General features: G+C 70.4%; 11 protein-coding genes. 10 read left to right on the top strand and 1 reads right to left on the bottom strand.

Features of this window, described 5'->3' with window-relative positions:
- Positions 1 to 134 precede the first annotated feature (134 nt).
- Genes BMZ45_RS18630 through BMZ45_RS18585 form a run of 10 tightly spaced genes read left to right on the top strand, consistent with a single transcriptional unit; the run spans position 135 to position 13,332 of the window.
- A complete protein-coding gene (locus BMZ45_RS18630) occupies positions 135 to 2,414 on the top strand; it encodes a TonB-dependent receptor (protein WP_139215581.1) in 2,280 nt (759 codons plus the stop codon).
- Positions 2,411 to 3,145 (top strand): ABC transporter ATP-binding protein, encoded by a 735-nt coding sequence (locus BMZ45_RS18625; RefSeq protein WP_091638020.1) that lies wholly within the window; start codon positions 2,411 to 2,413, stop codon positions 3,143 to 3,145. Before BMZ45_RS18630 ends, BMZ45_RS18625 begins: the two co-directional genes overlap by 4 nt.
- Positions 3,142 to 4,545, top strand: coding sequence for a DUF3526 domain-containing protein (locus BMZ45_RS18620; RefSeq protein ID WP_091638019.1), 1,404 nt, complete (start codon positions 3,142 to 3,144; stop codon positions 4,543 to 4,545). The genes BMZ45_RS18625 and BMZ45_RS18620 overlap by 4 nt, the downstream gene beginning before the upstream one ends.
- A complete protein-coding gene (locus BMZ45_RS18615) occupies positions 4,542 to 6,029 on the top strand; it encodes a DUF3526 domain-containing protein (protein WP_091638018.1) in 1,488 nt (495 codons plus the stop codon). Before BMZ45_RS18620 ends, BMZ45_RS18615 begins: the two co-directional genes overlap by 4 nt.
- Before the next feature lies 1 nt (position 6,030).
- Positions 6,031 to 7,974, top strand: a complete 1,944-nt coding sequence (locus tag BMZ45_RS18610; protein ID WP_091638017.1) for a TonB-dependent receptor domain-containing protein — start codon at positions 6,031 to 6,033, stop codon at positions 7,972 to 7,974.
- Between the two features lie 28 nt (positions 7,975 to 8,002).
- The gene (locus tag BMZ45_RS18605; RefSeq protein WP_091638016.1) at positions 8,003 to 8,947 is read left to right on the top strand and encodes a GHMP family kinase ATP-binding protein; all 945 of its coding nucleotides are present in this window, start codon (positions 8,003 to 8,005) and stop codon (positions 8,945 to 8,947) included.
- The gene (locus tag BMZ45_RS18600) at positions 8,944 to 9,969 is read left to right on the top strand and encodes a pyridoxal-phosphate dependent enzyme (protein WP_217643238.1); all 1,026 of its coding nucleotides are present in this window, start codon (positions 8,944 to 8,946) and stop codon (positions 9,967 to 9,969) included. The genes BMZ45_RS18605 and BMZ45_RS18600 overlap by 4 nt, the downstream gene beginning before the upstream one ends.
- A gap of 12 nt (positions 9,970 to 9,981) precedes the next feature.
- Positions 9,982 to 11,244 (top strand): ATP-grasp domain-containing protein, encoded by a 1,263-nt coding sequence (locus tag BMZ45_RS18595; protein WP_091638015.1) that lies wholly within the window; start codon positions 9,982 to 9,984, stop codon positions 11,242 to 11,244.
- 22 nt (positions 11,245 to 11,266) lie between these two features.
- Positions 11,267 to 12,121 carry a Rossmann-like domain-containing protein gene (locus tag BMZ45_RS18590; RefSeq protein WP_091638014.1) on the top strand — a complete coding sequence of 285 codons (855 nt, stop codon included), beginning with the start codon at positions 11,267 to 11,269 and terminating at the stop codon, positions 12,119 to 12,121.
- The gene (locus BMZ45_RS18585) at positions 12,118 to 13,332 is read left to right on the top strand and encodes an MFS transporter (protein WP_091638013.1); all 1,215 of its coding nucleotides are present in this window, start codon (positions 12,118 to 12,120) and stop codon (positions 13,330 to 13,332) included. Before BMZ45_RS18590 ends, BMZ45_RS18585 begins: the two co-directional genes overlap by 4 nt.
- Positions 13,333 to 13,395: 63 nt before the next feature.
- Here BMZ45_RS18585 and putA read toward each other — a convergent pair whose 3' ends face one another.
- Positions 13,396 to 16,605 (bottom strand): bifunctional proline dehydrogenase/L-glutamate gamma-semialdehyde dehydrogenase PutA, encoded by a 3,210-nt coding sequence (putA, locus tag BMZ45_RS18580; protein ID WP_091638012.1) that lies wholly within the window; start codon positions 16,603 to 16,605, stop codon positions 13,396 to 13,398.
- Positions 16,606 to 16,734: the final 129 nt, after the last annotated feature.

Genomic DNA, 16,734 nt, shown 5'->3' with positions numbered 1-16,734 from the left:
TTTTGGGGCTGCGCTGCCGGTGCGGCAACTCTGCGCCATACGCCGACTGTTCGAAACGTCTTGACGCCGCCCGCGACTTGCTTATAGATTGAAATGATATAACGTTTCAATCAAGCTTCGGGAAGGCGAACGACGTGAACGACTGGCGTGGTGGGGACCGCAGAGCGGTGAAGTGCGGGCGCAAGCAGGGCTGGGCCGCGCGCTGGGTACGCACGATGGCGGCGCTGCTGCCGCTGGGCGTATTGGCCGCGCCGATAACGGCGCTCGCGCAGACGGTGACGCCCGACAGCGACCAGGGCGCGGACGCGGAGGCCGCGCCGCATCAGTTGGATAAGGTCACCGTGAGCGGCACGGCCGGGCAGGCGCTGCTGGACACGCCGACCACGACCGCCTCGCGCTTGGGCCTGAGCTCGCGCGAGACCCCGGCCGCGATCGAGACCGTGAGCGCCGAGACCATCGAGCAACGCGGCCTGCGCGGCACGGTCGACGCGCTCAACGCCGCGCCGGGCGTGCTTGCCGGCCAGTTGCCGTCCTCGCCGGGCGTGAGCTCGATGCGCGGCTTCAGCGGTGGCGCGATCTCGTTGCTGTACGACGGCGTGCGCCAGACCGCCGCGCCGCTGATCACGCGCGACTTCGACGGCTGGAGCTTCGAGCGCATCGAGGTGCTGAAGGGCCCGGCTTCGGTGCTGTACGGCGAAGGCGCGCTGGCCGGCGCGATCAATCTGGTGCCCAAGCGTCCCGACTTCGACGGCCGTGCGACCTCGCTGCTGCTGGGCTGGGGCAGTTTCGGCAGCCAGCGCTACGGCATCGACACCAACCTGCCGCTGGATCCCAGCTTCGCCCTGCGCCTGGTCGCCAGCCATCGGCGCAGCGAGGGCCATGTCGACGATACCGACAGCCGCAGCAGTTCGGCCGCGCTCAGCGCGCGCTGGCGTCCCAGCGATGCGGTCGAAGTCGACGCGGCGCTGGACCATTACGAAGACGACTACGACAGCGCCTACTGGGGCACGCCGCTGGTCCCGCGCGCCGTCGCGCGCGACCCCAGCGACCTGGTACGCAGCAGCAACGGTTACGTAATCGATCGTGCGCTGCGCGACCGCAACTACAACGTCGCCGACGGTACCCAGACCGCCCGCAGCGACTGGCTGCGCACGCGGCTGAGCTGGCAGATCGGCGACGGCCTGCGCTTCGTCAACGAGGCCAGCTACTACGATGCGACCCGGCGCTGGCTGAACTCGGAAACCTACACCTACGACGCGATCACCGGCCTGTTGAAGCGCGGCATCACCCGCATCGAACACGAGCAGGCCTATTGGGTGGAGCGCGCGACCCTGATCGCCGACAGCACGCTGGGCGGGCGTCGCAATCGCGCCTCGATCGGCGTGGAATTCAGCGACGGCGACTTCAAGGTGCCGCGCCGTTTCGGCACGGCCGCGTCCATCGATCCCTATGCGCCGCAGCGCGGCCTGTTTCCGGTCGGCGACGACGCGCTCAACTTCCCCGGCGCCGGCAACCGCGTCGACTTCGATTCCAACACGCGCACCGCCTCGGTGTTCGTCGAGGACGCGCTGGACCTGACGCCGCGCTGGTTGCTGCTGGCGGGGCTGCGCTACGACCGCGTCGAGCTGGAGCGCAGCGTGCGCGACTACAACACCGGCGTCGTCACCCGCTTCCAGCGCGACTACGATCCGCTGTCCTGGCGCCTGGGCAGCGTGTTCGACCTGCGGCCGCAAACCCAGCTCTATGCGCAGTACAGCGTGGCGGTGGCGCCGGTGGGCAGCTTGCCGTTGTTGTCGCTGGCCAACTCGCGCTTCGACCTCACCCATGGCCGCGCCGTCGACGTCGGGGTCAAGAGCTCGTTCTGGGAAAACCGCATCGATCTGACCCTGGGCGGCTACTGGATCGAACAGGACGACATCGTCACCCGCGATCCGGCCAATGCGGCGATCTCGATCCAGGGCGGCCGCCAGTCCTCGCGTGGCGTCGAGCTGTCGGTGTCGGCGGCGCTCACGCGCGCGCTCAGCATCGACGCCAGCGTGGCGGGCTTGAACGCGCGCTACGACGCGCTGCGCGAGGCCGGCGGCGTCGATCGCGCCGGCAATACGCCGCCCAATGTGCCCGAGCGCATCGCCAATCTCTACGCCAGCTACCGATTCGAGGCGCTGCCGCTGCGCCTGAGCGCCGGCCTGCGTCACGTCGGCGCGTTCTACACCAACAACGCCAACAGCATCCGCGTCGACGCGCACACGGTGTTCGACGCCTCGCTGGCCTACCGGCTGCCGTTCGGCGAGATCGCCCTGCACGGGCGCAATCTCGGCGACGCCTTCTACGCCGATTGGTCCGGTGGCGCCGCCGATCAGATCGTGATCGGCGCGCCGCGCAGCGTCGAGCTCACCTTCAAGGTGAACCTGTGAGTCGTCTGGATACGCCCGCGCAGGTCCACGCGTTGCGGCTGCAGGACGTGCGCAAGGACTTCGGCGAGCGCAAGGCTCTGGACGCGCTGTCGCTGACGATCGCGCCCGGTGAGGTCTATGCGCTGCTAGGCCCGAACGGCGCGGGCAAGACCACCACGCTCAACCTCATCCTCGGTTTCCTGCGGCCCGATGCGGGGCGCATCGAGGTCGCCGGCGTCGACGCCACGCGGGATCCGCTGCAGGCGCGCGCCAGGATCGCCTATCTGCCCGAGACCGTGATGCTGCATCCGGCCCTGAATGCGATCGAGAACCTGGGCTACTTCGCCATGCTCGGCGGCCGCCGTCTCGATGCCGTGCAGGCGCGCGCGCTGCTCAGCGAAGCCGGCCTGCAGGAGGACGCGCACGCGCGCCGCGCGGCCGGCTTCTCCAAAGGCATGCGCCAGAAAGTCGGCCTGGCGATCGCGCTGGCCAAGAACGCGCAACTGCTGCTGCTGGACGAGCCGACCTCGGGCCTGGACGCGAGCGCGGCCAACGATCTTTCGCACGGCGTGCGTGCGGCGGCGCGGCGCGGGATCGCGGTGCTGATGGCGACGCACGACCTGTATCGGGTCAAGGACGTGGCGCAGCGGCTGGGCATCCTGCGCGATGGGCGTCTGCTGATCGAGCGTCATACCGAAGACCTCTCGGCGGCCGACATCGAAGCCCTGTATCTGGAGCAGCTGGCGCGATGAAGGCCTCGCTGACCGCCTACGAATGGACCCTGCTGCGGCGCGACCGTCGCGCCTGGTGGGCCTTGTTGAGTTTGGGCGCGCTGGTGCTGCTGGCGTTCGCGCTCAACGCCGCCCAGCTCGCGCGCGCCAATGCCGACAAGGCGCGCATCGCCCAGCAGGAACGCGCGCGCTGGCTGGGGCAGGGCGAGAAGGACCCGCACTCGGCCGCGCACTACAGCATCTATGCATTCAAGCCCGCGCCGACCCTGGCCGCGCTGGATCCCGGCGTCGAGCCCTACGTGGGCCAGGCGCTGTGGCTGGAGGCGCATGCGCAGAACGACATGCTGTACCGACCGCAGGGCGAGGCCGGCCCGCTGCAGCGCGCCGGTGCGATCAGCCCGGCGGCGCTGTTGATCGGATTTGCGCCGTTGGTCGCGTTCCTGCTCGCGTTCGGCGCGATGGCGATGGATCGCGAGCGCGGCACGCTGCGACTCGCGCTGGGCGCGGCCACCCGGCCCGGCGCGATCGTGGCCGCGAAAGCGCTGGCGATCTGGGCCGCGCTGCTGCTGGCGCTGTTGGCGCCGACGACGCTGGCGGCGGTGGTGCTGGCCTCGGCGCAGCATGCGTTCGATACCGATCTCGCCTTGCGCCTGAGCGCGTGGAGCCTGGCGATGGCGGCTTGGCTGGGCGTGCTGACCGCGATCGGGATCGCGGCGTCGACCTTCGCCGGCGGCGTGCGCACGGCGTTGGCGCTGCTGTTCGGCCTGTGGATCGTGTTCGCGCTGGTGTTGCCGCGCTGGGCCGACAGCGCGGTCGAGCGCGCGCAGCCCTTGCCCTCCACGCAATCGATCAAGCAGCGCTTGACCGACGAGGCGCCCGCGTTCTGGACCGCCGAGACCGCGCGCGAGAACCAGGCCAGGCTGCTCGCGCAGCATGGGGCGCAGCGCAAGGAGGACCTCAAGGTCGATCTGCGCGGCGCCGAATTGGACATGAACGAGCGCCACGCCTATCGCGTGTTCGACCGCGTGCTCGGCGACTTCTACGGCCGCGTGCTGGCGCAGGACCGCGCCTACGCGGGTTGGGGCCTGCTGTCGCCCGCGATCGCGATCCAGAGCCTGTCGCCGGCCTTCGCCGGTGGCGATTTCGCCCATCACCGCGGCTTCATTGACGGCGCCGAGACCTATCGGCGCGCGCTGGTCAATCGCATGAACCAGGACGTGATGGCGCACCCGACCCAGCACGGCGGCGCGAAACACACCAGCGGCGCGGCGTTGTGGGCGCAGATACCGCCGTTCCAGCACCGTCCGCCCGCGCTGAGCGCTGCCTGGGGCAGTGCGGCGCCGGCCTTGTGGTCGCTGCTGTTGTGGTGCGCGCTCGCGCTGGGCGCCTTGTGGCTGGCCGCACGCAGGTTGCGGCCATGAGCGCGCCGGCCTTCGCGAGTCTGTTGCGCTGGGAGCTGCGTCAGGTGGGCCGCAATCGCCTGCTGTGGCTGGTGCTCGCCATCCTGGTGCTGGCCATGGGCTGGGGCGCGCTCAGCGGCGCCACCCTGCACCGGCAGCAGGATGCGGCGATCGAGCATGCGCGCCAGGCCGACGCAGCCTGGATGCAGCAAGTGCGCGAGCGCGCGCAGCGCTACGCCGCGCCGGCGACGGGCGAGCTGCCGTACTGGCAGGACCCCACCGACGCGGCGGGGTTCAGCCGCTATTTCCTGCGCACGCAGGCGTTCAAGCCGCATCTGCCTCTCTCCGCGCTCGCCGTCGGCGCCAGCGATCTGCTGCCCGCGCGCCTGCCGGTCAAGCTGGAGACGCCATTCGGTATCGAGCCGGTCTACGACTTCGAGAATCCGCGCGGCTTGGCCCTGGGGCGCTTCGATCTGGGCTTCGTGCTGGTCTACTTGCTGCCGATCGCCTGCATCCTGCTGATCGGCCTGCTGACCAGCTTCGAGCGCGACAACGGCATGCTGCGCCTGATCGCCGCGCAACACGTCGGTCCGCGCGCCTGGCTGGGCGCGCGCATCGCCGCGATCGCGCTGTGGCTGGCGCCGTCGGTGGTGCTGGGCCTGCTCGCGGCCCTGGCGCTGGCCGGTACCGACCTGACGGCGGCCGCGCCCGAGTTGCTGACCGCGATCGCGCTGGTACTCGCCTACCTGGCGTTCTGGCTGGCGCTGGGCTTCGCGGTCGCCGCCAGCTGGTCCAGCGCCGCGGCTGCGATCTCGACCCTGGTCGCGGTATGGGCGTTGCTCACCATCGGCGTGCCGCTGGCCGGCGGCGCCGCGGCGGCCGCGTTCGCGCCGGCGCCTTCGGCGGCGAGCATGGTGGACGCGCAACGGCGCGCCAACGATGCCATCGCCGAGCATCGCGACGAGATCGTCGCCGCCGCCTTCCGTCGTCGGACCGATCTCGCCACGGTGGTCGAACGCGTCGGCAGCATCGACTACGCGACGCGTCTGAGCTTTCTCACGCCGGAACTGGAGCGGCGGTTGCAGCCCTTGCAACGGCAGCAGACGCAGGCGCGGATCGGTCGCGAACGCGCCGCGGATCTGATCGCGTACCTGTCGCCGTCGCTGGGTCTGCAGTCCGCGCTGGCGACCTTGGCCGGCACCGATCTCGCGCGTCATCGCCGCTTCGAAGCGCAGACCCGCGCTTATCAGCTGCGCTTGCGCGACTGGTTCTATCCGCGCCTGCAGCGCCAGATCGTCGCGACGCCCGCGCGCACGCCCGCCGATAGCTACGGGCGCCTGAACTTCACCGACTACGACGCGATCCCGGTCTGGTCGGGACCGCAGGCACCGCCGTCGGCACGCGCTGGCAGGGTGGCGCCGATCGCGCTGTGGCTGTGCCTGCTGGCCGCCGCACTCACCGCGTGGGCGCTGTCGCGCCTGCGCCATTGGCCGACGGAGTTGTGACATGTCCGCTATCGATGCACGGATGAAACCCGCGGTACTGGCGCTGGCCTGCGCGCTCGCATCGCCGGCCCTGGCCCAGCGCGCCGGCGACAATGCGGTGACCGCCGCCGAGGACGCGTTCGGCGCGACCCTGGGCAACGAGAGCATCGGCCTGTACAGCAGCAAGCAGGTGCGCGGCTTCTCGCCGGTGGACGCCGGCAATGTGCGCATGGACGGCGTCTACTTCGACCGTCAGGGAACGGTGCCGCCAGCCCTGGTCGAAGGCTCGACGATCCGGGTCGGCTTGTCGGCCCTGAACTATCCGTTTCCCGCGCCGACCGGCATCGTCGACTACCGCCTCAAGAAGGCCGGCGACCGGCGCGTGCTGAGCGTGCTGGGCGCGCTCAACGCCTACGGCGCGCCCGCGCTGGAGCTGGATGCCAAGCTGCCCATCGTCGAGGGCGTGTTCGGCGTCGCCGCCAATCTGTCCTGGGCACGCGAGGAATACTACGACGGCGCCGATGCGCGCTACCTGCGCGCCGCCGTGGTGCCGCGCTGGCGGCCGTCCGAGCACGTCGAGATCCTGCCGTTCTGGAGCATCTCGCGCGGCCGCGACGAAGAGGTCGCGCCGGTGATCGTGACCGCCGGCAACTACCTGCCGCCCGAAATTCAGCGCCGCCGCCACTTCGGCCAACGCTGGAGCGACAACGAGTACGACAGCCGCAACTACGGCGTGATCGCCAAGGCGCGTTTCGGCGATCACTGGGCGCTGGCCGGCGGCGTGGTGCGCTCGATCTTCGAGATGCCCAGCGGCTACGCCGAATTGTTCGTCGACACCACGCCCGACGGGCTCACCCGCGAGAAGGTGATCGCCGATCCGCGCCAGCGCTCGGCCTCGACCAGCGGCGAGCTGCGCCTGAGCCGCAGCTTCAGCGAGGGGCCGCGTCTGCACGTGTTGCACGCGGCGGTGCGCGGGCGCGATCTGCACAGCGAGTACGGCGGCTCGGCGCCGGCGCTGGACTACGGTTGGCGCCGGCTCGGCGATCCGCTGCCGATGCCGCGCCCGGACGACTGGGCCTTCGGTCCGCGTACCCAGGACCAGGTGCGCCAGTGGACCGGCGGGCTGGCCTACGAAGGGCGCTGGCGCGAGGTCGGCGAGCTCAGTCTCGGCTTGCAACGCACCCACTACGAGAAGCAGGTCGACCAACCCGGCCTGGCGCGCGTGTCCACCCGCGACGACCCCTGGCTGCCCAGCGCCAACCTGACCGCGTATCTGAGCAAGCGCGTCGCGCTTTACGCCGGCCACACCCGCGGCCTGGAGGAGAGCGGCGTCGCGCCCGACGACGCGGCCAACCGCAATCAGGCGCTGCCGGCGATCCGCACCCGCCAGACCGACGCGGGTCTGCGCTGGGTGCTGCCCAACGAGATGAAGCTGGTGACCGGCGTGTTCGACGTGCGCAAGCCCTACTTCATCACCGACGAGCGCAACGTCTACGGCGTGCAGGGCGAGGTCCGCCATCGCGGCGTCGAACTCAGCCTGAGCGGGCGCCCCAGCGACCACCTCAGCCTGGTCGCCGGCGCGGTGCTGATGCGTCCGCGCGTGAGCGGCGAGGCGGTGCGCCAGGGCCGCGTCGGTGAGCGTCCGATCGGCCAGGCCGAGCGCGTGCTGCGAGCCGACCTGGAATACCGCCCACCGAGCTGGCCGGGCTGGTCGTTCGATCTGGCCATGAGCCACTACGGCGAACGCGTGGCTTCGCGCGACGGTAGCAACCGCGTGCCCGCTTACAGCCTGGCCGACGTCGGCGCGCGCTATCGCTTCAAGCTCGGCAACGCGCCGGCAACCCTGCGTCTGCTGGTCGCCAACGTCGGCGACACCTACACCTGGAACCTCTACGGCCACAACAGCTTCGGCCTCACCGACGGCCGTCGCTACCTGGTCCAACTGGCGGTCGATTTCGAGGCTTAGTCCGATGCGACAAGGAGAAACAGCGAACATGCTGCGCCAGGAACGGCAACACCCGAACCGCCCGCCGCCGGCGCGCGCCCGCGTCGCCGCCGGCGCGCAGGCCGAGCCATCGGCCGCGGTGCACAGCGGCGTCTGCCATGGCACCCTGGGCGAGCTGCTGCAGGGCCCGTACGAACGCGACGGCGAGCTGCACATCGGCATCATCTCGCTGCCGGTGCGGCGCTACAGCTGGATGCATTTCGCACCCGGCGAGGACGGCGATATCGACGCCGAACTGGCGGGCAAGGACAAATGCCGGCAGGCGCTGGGCCTGTACCTCGCGCACCACCGCAAGCGCTTGCCGCCGGGCCGCTGGAGCCACGACTCCGAGCTGCCCACCGGCAAGGGCATGGCCAGCTCCACCGCCGACATCGTCGCCACCATCCGCTGCCTGGACCGGGTGTTCGGGCTGCGTTCGTCGCCGGCGCTGATGGCCGCGCTGCTGCGCGAGATCGAGCGCTCCGACAGCGTGTTCCTCGACCGCCACGCGCTCTACCTCAGCGGCCGCCAGGAAGTGGTGCGGACGTTTCCGCGCGCGCTGCGCCTGCACGCCTGCTACATCGACGAGGGCGGTACGGTCGAGACCGAGCGGGTCGCGGCCGATCTGCTGGGCCACTATCGCGACCGTCTCGACGACTACCGCGGCAACCTCCAGCGCATGCTGCAGGCCTTCGCGGCCCACGATGTGCGCGCGATCTGCGATTGCGCCACCCGCAGCGCCGCCCTGGCCCAGGGCGTGATCGCCAAGCGCGCCTTCGACACCCTGCTCGAACGCCGGCGCGCGCTGGGCGCCGACGGCATCGTGGTCGCGCACACCGGCAGCCTGATCGGCTACCTGTACGCGCGTCGCCCCAGTACCGCGCGCATGGGCGCGCTCTCGTCCTTCTTTCGCGGCCTGGGCCACCAATGCCGCTTCGTGGAGACCGGACCGTGAGCGGCGTGCACGCGCATATCGCCGATGCGATCAAGGCGCCGGATCTGGTCCGGCTCGGCGCCAATCTGTACGTGGCGCGCTTCGAGACCATGAAGGTCTATTCGACTCTGGTCGCGGTCGAACGCCTGCTGGCTAGCGGCCGGGTCCAGCCGGGCGCGACCCTGATCGACAGTTCCAGCGGCATCTACGCCTACGCGCTGGCGCTGGCCTGCCACAAGTTCGGGCTGCACTGCCGCATCGTCGGTTCCAAGACCGTGGACCGCACTCTGATGACGCAGCTGCGCATCCTCGGCGCGACCATCGAACAGGTCGAACCGCAGGCCACGCTCAAGCTCGATCAGAGCCTGCGCGTGGCGCGCATCCACGAACTGCTGGCGGCCGATCCCAGTCTGCACTGGATGCAGCAGTACCACGACGACATCCATTACGACGGCTATGCGCCGGTGGCCGCGGCCATCGCCGATGCCCTGGGCTGCGAGGCGCTCAGCATCGTCGGTGGCATCGGCTCGGGCTGCTCCACCGGCGGCCTCGCGCGCGCGCTGCGCGAGCGCGACGACGCGGTCGAACTGATCGGCGTGCAGCCCTTCGGCAGCCTGACCTTCGGCTGCCAGCACCTGGAAGACCCCGGCATCATCATCGCCGGCATCGGCAGCTCGATCCCGTTCCGCAACGTGCGCCACGCCCTCTACGACCAGGTCCACTGGGTGTCGTTCGATTACGGCCTGGCCGGCTCGGTCGCGCTGCTGCGCGAGCATGCGGTGTTCGCGGGCCTGTCGACCGGCTGTTGCTATCTGGTCGCCGCGCGCGAGGCTGCATTGCATCCCGAGCGCAAGCTGCTGTTCGTCGCCGCCGACACCGGACATCGCTATGTCGACGGCGTATTCGCCCATTACCAGGACGCGCTGGATCCGCGCGCGCTGGCGCCCACGCCGATCGCCTCGCTGGACGAGCTGGCGCTGCCGTGGTCGGCGATGGCGTGGCGGCGCCGCGACTACGCGCCCGCACATCCCCATTCCCCCTGAAGGAGCAGCGCCATGGCGCATCTGTTGATGATCGAAAGCTGGGTCGGCGGCACCGGCCGCATCTTCCCGCCCGCGATCGGCCGGCTCGGCCACCGCTACACCTTCGTGACCCGCAACCGCGATCACTACCGCGACCCGCGCACGCGCGAAATCCATCCGGCGATCGAGCACGCCGATCACGTGCTGAGCTGGGACACCAACGACGTCCCCTCGTTGATCGAATTCCTGCGCGCCCAGCATGCGATCCTGACTTTCGACGGCGTGGTCACGATCTGCGACTACTACATCGACACCGTAGCCCAGGTCGCGCAAGCCCTGGGCCTGCCGCAGGCGTTCTCGGCCAACGTGGTGATGGAGCGGCGCAAGGATCGGGTGCGCGTGGCGATCGAACGCGCCGGCCTGCCCAATCCGAAATTCGCGGTGACCGCCGACTGGGCGCAGACCCGCGTCGAGGCGCAGCGCATCGGCTATCCGCTGATCCTCAAGCCCACCGACCTGGCCTCCAGTGCCTACGTGCGCCTGGTGCGCGACGAGGTCGAGCTGTGCGAGGCCTACGACGCGCTGGAGCAGTTCCCGCGCAATTTCCGCGAACAGGAGCGGGTGCCGCTGGTGCTGCTGGAGGAATACCTGCAGGGCGAAGAGGTCAGCGTCGAGGCCTGCACTTACCGTGGCGAGACCACGGTGATCGGTATCACCGACAAGAGCCTGGCGGGCTTTCCCTACTTCATCGAGGACGGCCACATGTTTCCGGCCCACCTGGGACCGGCCCAGGCCGAGGCCACGATCGCGCTGGTGCGCGGCGCGCTGGAAGCGGTCGGCCACGATCACGGCATCAGCCATACCGAGGTCAGGCTCACCGCCGACGGGCCGCGCGTGATCGAGATCAATCCGCGTCCGGGCGGCAACTACATCGTCGAACTGATCCAGCGCGTGACCGGCATCGATTTGCTGGATGCGCAGATCGAGCTGGCGCTGGGCCGCGCACCGGATCTGACGCCGCGCGCCACCGGCGTGAGCAGCGCCGCGATCAAGTTCCTGGTGCCGCCGCGCGGCGGACGTGTGGAAGCGGTCGAGGGCGCCGACAGTCTGGCGACCGATCCGCATCTGGCGCGCTGGACGCTGGCGTCGATCGCCGGCAGCGACGTCGCCGAGCCCATCGATAACGCCTGCTACCTGGGTCACGTGGTCGCGGTCGACCCGCAGGGGCAGGGCGCACGCGCGCACGCCGAGCGCGCGCTGAGTCGCGTACGCCTGCGCTACGCCGCATTCCCCTGACACCGTCTCCCGGAGAGCGCCCATGTCCCACCCATCCTCATCCCCCGCGTCCGTCGCCGACCTCACCCAGGCCGTGCTGCGCGGCGAGTACGGCCCCGATCCCGAAACCCTGCACGCGGTGGGCGCCTTCTGGGTGCGTCAGAGCACCCAGTTTCCGGGCACCGACACCAAGTACCGCAACTATTACCTGGTGCTGCGCGTGGAGGCCGGTTTCGGCGGCTGCTGCCTGGAGCGCGAGCAGCTCGACTCCATCGTCGCCGAGGAACTGTCCGGCCGCAGCGTGGCCGAACTCTTGCGCGACCCGCGCACGCCGGTGCGGGTGGCCGCGCTCGACGCCTATCTGTCGCTTACCTGCCCGCATCGCGAGGACGTGCGTGCGCAGCGCTTCCTGTTGCCGGCGGGCACGCCGCTGCAACGCGCCCAGGCGCGCGACGAGGCCATCGCCGGGCTGCTGCGGATCGAGCCGGGCATGCGCGTGGGCCTGATCGGCGTGGTCAATCCGCTGGTGGCGGCGATCCGCGCGCGTGGCGGCGTCTGCCTGCCTTGCGACTTCAATCTGGAGCGCACCCAGGACGGCACGCCGGTCGTGCGCGACATGGGGCCGGTCCTGGCCCAGGCCGATCTGGTGATCGCCACCGGCATGACCCTGAGCAACGGCTCCTTCGACGAGATCCTGGCCACGCTGCGCGCACGCGCGGTGCCGCTGGTGGTGTACGCCCAGACCGGCAGCGCGATCGTGCCGCGCTTCCTCGGTCACGGCGTGGCTGCGGTGTCGGCCGAGCCCTTCCCGTTCTCGCAGTTCAGCGCCGATCCCACGCCGATCCACCTGTATCGTGCGCCCGGCTACGACGACGACGGCGCGCGCGCGGCCGCATGAGCGCATCCGCATCGCCCATGGACGACCGCAGCCGGCGGCGTGGACTCAACGGCCTGCTGGTCTACACCTTCTTCATGGTGAGCGGCTTCGCCATGCTGATGCCGCTGGTGGCGGTGCACTACGTCAATGATCTCGGCTTCGCGGCCGCCGCGGTCGGCCTGGCGCTAGCGGTGCGCCAGCTCACCCAGCAGGGCCTGGCCCTGGTCGGCGGCCTGCTCTCGGACCGCTACGGCGCGCGCCGCATGATCTGCCTGGGCGTGCTGCTGCGCGCGCTGGGCTTCGCCAGCCTCGCCTTCGCGGGCGATCTGCCCGCATTGTTGGCGGCGATGGTCTTGTCGGCGCTGGGCGGGGCCTTGTTCGAGGCCCCGTACCAGGCCTCGATCGCGGCCCTGACCACCACGCAGACGCGGCCGCGCTACTACGCGATCAGCAACTGGGTCAGCGGCGTGGCGACCACCCTGGGGCCGCTGATCGGCGTGGCCCTGCTGCGTTTCGATTTCCGCGTGGTGTGCCTGGTCGCCGCGGCCTGCTTCGCCCTCAACTTCGTGGTCGCCCTGGCGCTGCTGCCGCGCGTGGAGATGCCCGACCGCGCGCCGCCCAGCCGCGGTCTGGGCCTGGTCTGGCGCGACACGCGCTTCCTGCGTCTGGTCGGTTTGATGATGCTGTACTGGTTCGTCGCCATCCAGATCAACATCAGTTTCCCTTTGCTTGCGCAGCGCCTCACCGGCGACGTCGCCAGCGTCGGCCTGATGTTCGCGGTCAGCGCCGGCCTTACGGTGGCCTTGCAATACCTGCTGGTGCGCTGGTTGGAGCGGCGCTGGACGTCGGCGCAGGTGCTGGTGGCGGGCGTGAGCCTGATGTCGCTGGCGGTCGGCGCGATCGGTCTGGTCTCGGGTTACGCCGCGTTCCTGGCTTGCGTGGCGGCGTTCTCGGTCGGCGCGCTGATGACGCGCCCCACCCAGCAGACCCTGATCGCCGAGCTGGCCGACCCGCGCGCGCTGGGCACCTACCTGGGCGTGAGTTCGCTAAGCCTGGCGGTGGGCGGCGGCCTGGGCAACGTCGCCGGCGGCTGGCTGATCGACGTGGCCGCAACGCGACATTGGCCATGGCTGCCTTGGGCGGTGTTTTGCGCGATCGGTCTGCTCAGCGCGTTCGGCCTATCCGCCTTGCTGCGCGGGCGCGTGCCACGCGCGCAGGCCGCCTTGTCCTGAGCCCATAAACGAACGGCCCCGCATCGAGCGGGGCCGTTCGGTATCGCCTGCCGCCGTACGCGATCAGTCGCCCAGCGTCAGCAGCGACGCGTTGCCGCCGGCCGCCGTGGTGTTGACCGTGATCGTCTTCTCGGTGGTGAAGCGCGGCAGGTAGTGCGGGCCGCCGGCTTTGGGGCCGGTGCCGGACAGGTTCTGGCCGCCGAAGGGTTGCACGCCGACCACCGCGCCGATCTGGTTGCGATTGACGTAGCAGTTGCCGACCTTGACCCGCGCGGCGATGCGTTCGATGGTCTCGTCGATGCGCGAGTGGATGCCCAGGGTCAGGCCGTAGCCGGTGGCGTTGATCGCGTCGATCACCGCGTCGAGCTGGTCGGCCTTCCAGCGGATCACGTGCAGGACCGGGCCGAACACTTCCTTGTGCAGCTGGTCCAGCGACTTCAGCGCGTACGCGCGCGGGGCGAAGTAGCTGCCGTGGGCGCTGTCGGCGTCGAGCGCGACCTCGGCGATCTTGGTCGCTTCCTTGTCCATGCGCGCGGCATGGTCGTTGAGCATCTTCAGCGCGTCCTCGTCGATCACCGGGCCGACGTCGGTGGAGAGCAGGCCGGGGTCGCCGACCTTCAGCTCGGCCATCGCGCCGGCCAGCATCGAGGTCACCTTGTCGGCGATGTCTTCCTGCACGAACAGCACGCGCGCGGCGGAGCAGCGCTGGCCGGCGGACGTGAAGGCCGAGCCGATCGCGTCCTTGACCAGCTGTTCCGGCAGCGACGAGGAGTCGGCGATCAGCGCGTTCTGGCCGCCGGTCTCGGCGATCAGCACGCCGATCGCGGCGTCGCGCGCGGCCAGGGCGCGGTTGATCGCGCGCGCGGTGTCGGTGGAGCCGGTGAAGGCCACGCCGGCCACGCGCGGGTCGCGGGTGAGCGCGGCGCCGACGGTGGCGCCGTCGCCGGGCAGGAACTGCAGCACCGCTTCCGGCACGCCGGCTTCGTGCAGCAGCTTCACCGCGTAGTAGCCGATCAGATTGGTCTGCTCGGCCGGCTTCGCGATCACGCTGTTGCCGGCCGCGAGCGCGGCGGCGATCTGGCCGGCGAAGATCGCCAGCGGGAAGTTCCAGGGGCTGATGCAGACGAACACGCCGCGGCCGGACAGGAGCAGGGTGTTGGACTCGCCGGTCGGGCCCGGCAGCGCCTCGGGCGCGAACAGCTTGCGCGCCTGCTGGCCGTAGTAGCGCAGGAAATCGACCGCCTCGCGCACTTCGGCGACGCCGTCGGGGATGGTCTTGCCGGCTTCCTTGGTGCACAGCGCGATGTAGTGCGGCATGCGCTGTTCGAGCAGGTCGGCGGCGTGCTCGAGGATCGCGGCGCGGCTGGCGGCCGGGGTCGAATCCCAGGCGTCCTGCGCGGCGACCGCGTTCTTCAGCGCCAGCTCGACGGTGGCGGCGTCGGCGGCGCGCCACTGGCCGACGGTCTCGCGACGGTCGGACGGGTTGGTCACGGCGATGTCGGGGCCGGCGGCATTGGCGCCCGGCACCAGCGGCGCGGCGCGCCAGTCGGCGACGGCGGCGTTGACCTGCTCGGCCAGGGACTGCAGTTGCTGATCGTTGGCGAGGTTGACGCCCATGGAATTGGTCCTCTCGAAACCGTAGCTGCGGTACAGGTCGACCGGCAGCGGAATGCGCGGGTGGGGGATGCTGGAGAACGCGGACACGGTTTCGACCGGGTCGCGGATCAGTTCGTCGATCGCGATGTCTTCGTCGGTGATGCGGTTGACGAAACTGGAGTTGGCGCCGTTCTCGAGCAGGCGCCGCACCAGGTAGGGCAGCAGATCCTCGTGCGAACCGACCGGCGCGTACACGCGACAGGGCACGTCCAGGCGATCGGCGGGCACGACCTCGGCGTAGAGGTCGTCGCCCATGCCGTGCAGCTTCTGGAACTCGAACGCGCGCCCGGCGGCCATGCGGTGCACGGTGGCGATGGTCTGGGCGTTGTGGGTGGCGAACATCGGATAGATCGCGTCGCTGGCTTCGAGCATGCGGCGCGCGTTGGCCAGGTAGGACACGTCGGTGTTGGGCTTGCGCGTGAACACCGGATAGCCGAGCTGGCCGTCGACCTGGGCGCGCTTGACCTCGCTGTCCCAGTAGGCGCCCTTGACCAGGCGCACCGGGATGCGGCGGCCGGTGCGGCGGGCCAGGTCGGCCAGGAAGTCGATCACCTCCGGCGCGCGCTTCTGGTAGGCCTGCACGGCCAGGCCGTAGCCCTGCCAGCCATCCAGCGACTTGTCGGCGTAGGCCGCCGCGATCACGTCCAGCGACATTTCCAGGCGGTCGGCTTCCTCGGCGTCGATGGTGAAGCCGATGCCGTAGCGCTTGGCCAGCTGCGCCAGTTCCAGCACGCGCGGGGTGAGTTCGGCGAACACGCGCGCACGCTTGGCGTGCTCGTAGCGCGGATGCAGCGCCGACAGCTTGACCGAGATGCTGGGCGCGGCGAACACGTCGTGCTGCAGGTAGTGACCGCCCGGGCCGCTCTTGCCGATCGCGTGGATCGCCTGGCGGTAGGCCTCCAGGTAGCGCAGCGCGTCCTTGGTGGTCAGCGCGCCTTCGCCCAGCATGTCGAAGGAATAGCGGTAGCTGGCGTTGTCGCCCTTCTTGGAGCGCGACAGCGCCTCGCCGATGGTGCGGCCCATCACGAATTGATGGCCCATGATGCGCATGGCCTGGCGCACGGCCAGGCGGATCACCGGCTCGCCGACGCGGCCGATCAGGCGCTTGAAGGCGTTATGGACGTCGCGCTTGGTGTCGTCGGCCAGATCGACCAGGTGGCCGGTCAGCATCAGGCCCCAGGTCGAAGCGTTGACCAGGACCGAGTCGGATTGGCCGAGGTGGCGCTTCCAGTCGGCCTCGCCGAGCTTGTCACGGATCAGCTTGTCGGCGGTGTCCTGGTCCGGAATGCGCAGCAGCGCCTCGGCCACGCACATCAGCAGCACGCCTTCCTCGCTGCCCAGGTCGTATTGGCGCATGAAGGCTTCGATCGCGCCCTGGTCCTGGGCGCGGGTGCGGACCCGGGCGACCAGGTCGGCGGCGGTGGCCTGCGCGGCCTGGCGGTCGGCCTCGGGCAGGCGGGCCTGTTCGAGCAGGTGGCCCACGTGTTGGGCTTCGTCGCGGACCCAGGCGGCGGTGATCGCCGCGCGCGGGCCGGCCGGAGCCGCTGGGAGTTCGGGACTGATCAGCGCGCGCGGCGGCGGGCCGTCGGCGGCGTCGGAGGAGGAGTCGATGGTCATTCGGACCGCAGCGCAGCGGAGGGGAGCCGCTTAGTTTAGAGCTTTCGGTCCAATCCGGTCTGTCGCAACCCGGCGTCCGGCGTTGCGGCCCGCGCATCGCAGCGCCGGACGGGGGCGGATGGGGCGCCC

The sequence above is a fragment of the Lysobacter sp. cf310 genome (assembly GCF_900114355.1).
Taxonomy (GTDB): Bacteria; Pseudomonadota; Gammaproteobacteria; order Xanthomonadales; family Xanthomonadaceae; genus Lysobacter.
Note: the sequence above shows the minus strand (reverse complement) of the source record. Positions and strands in the feature narration are given on the sequence as shown.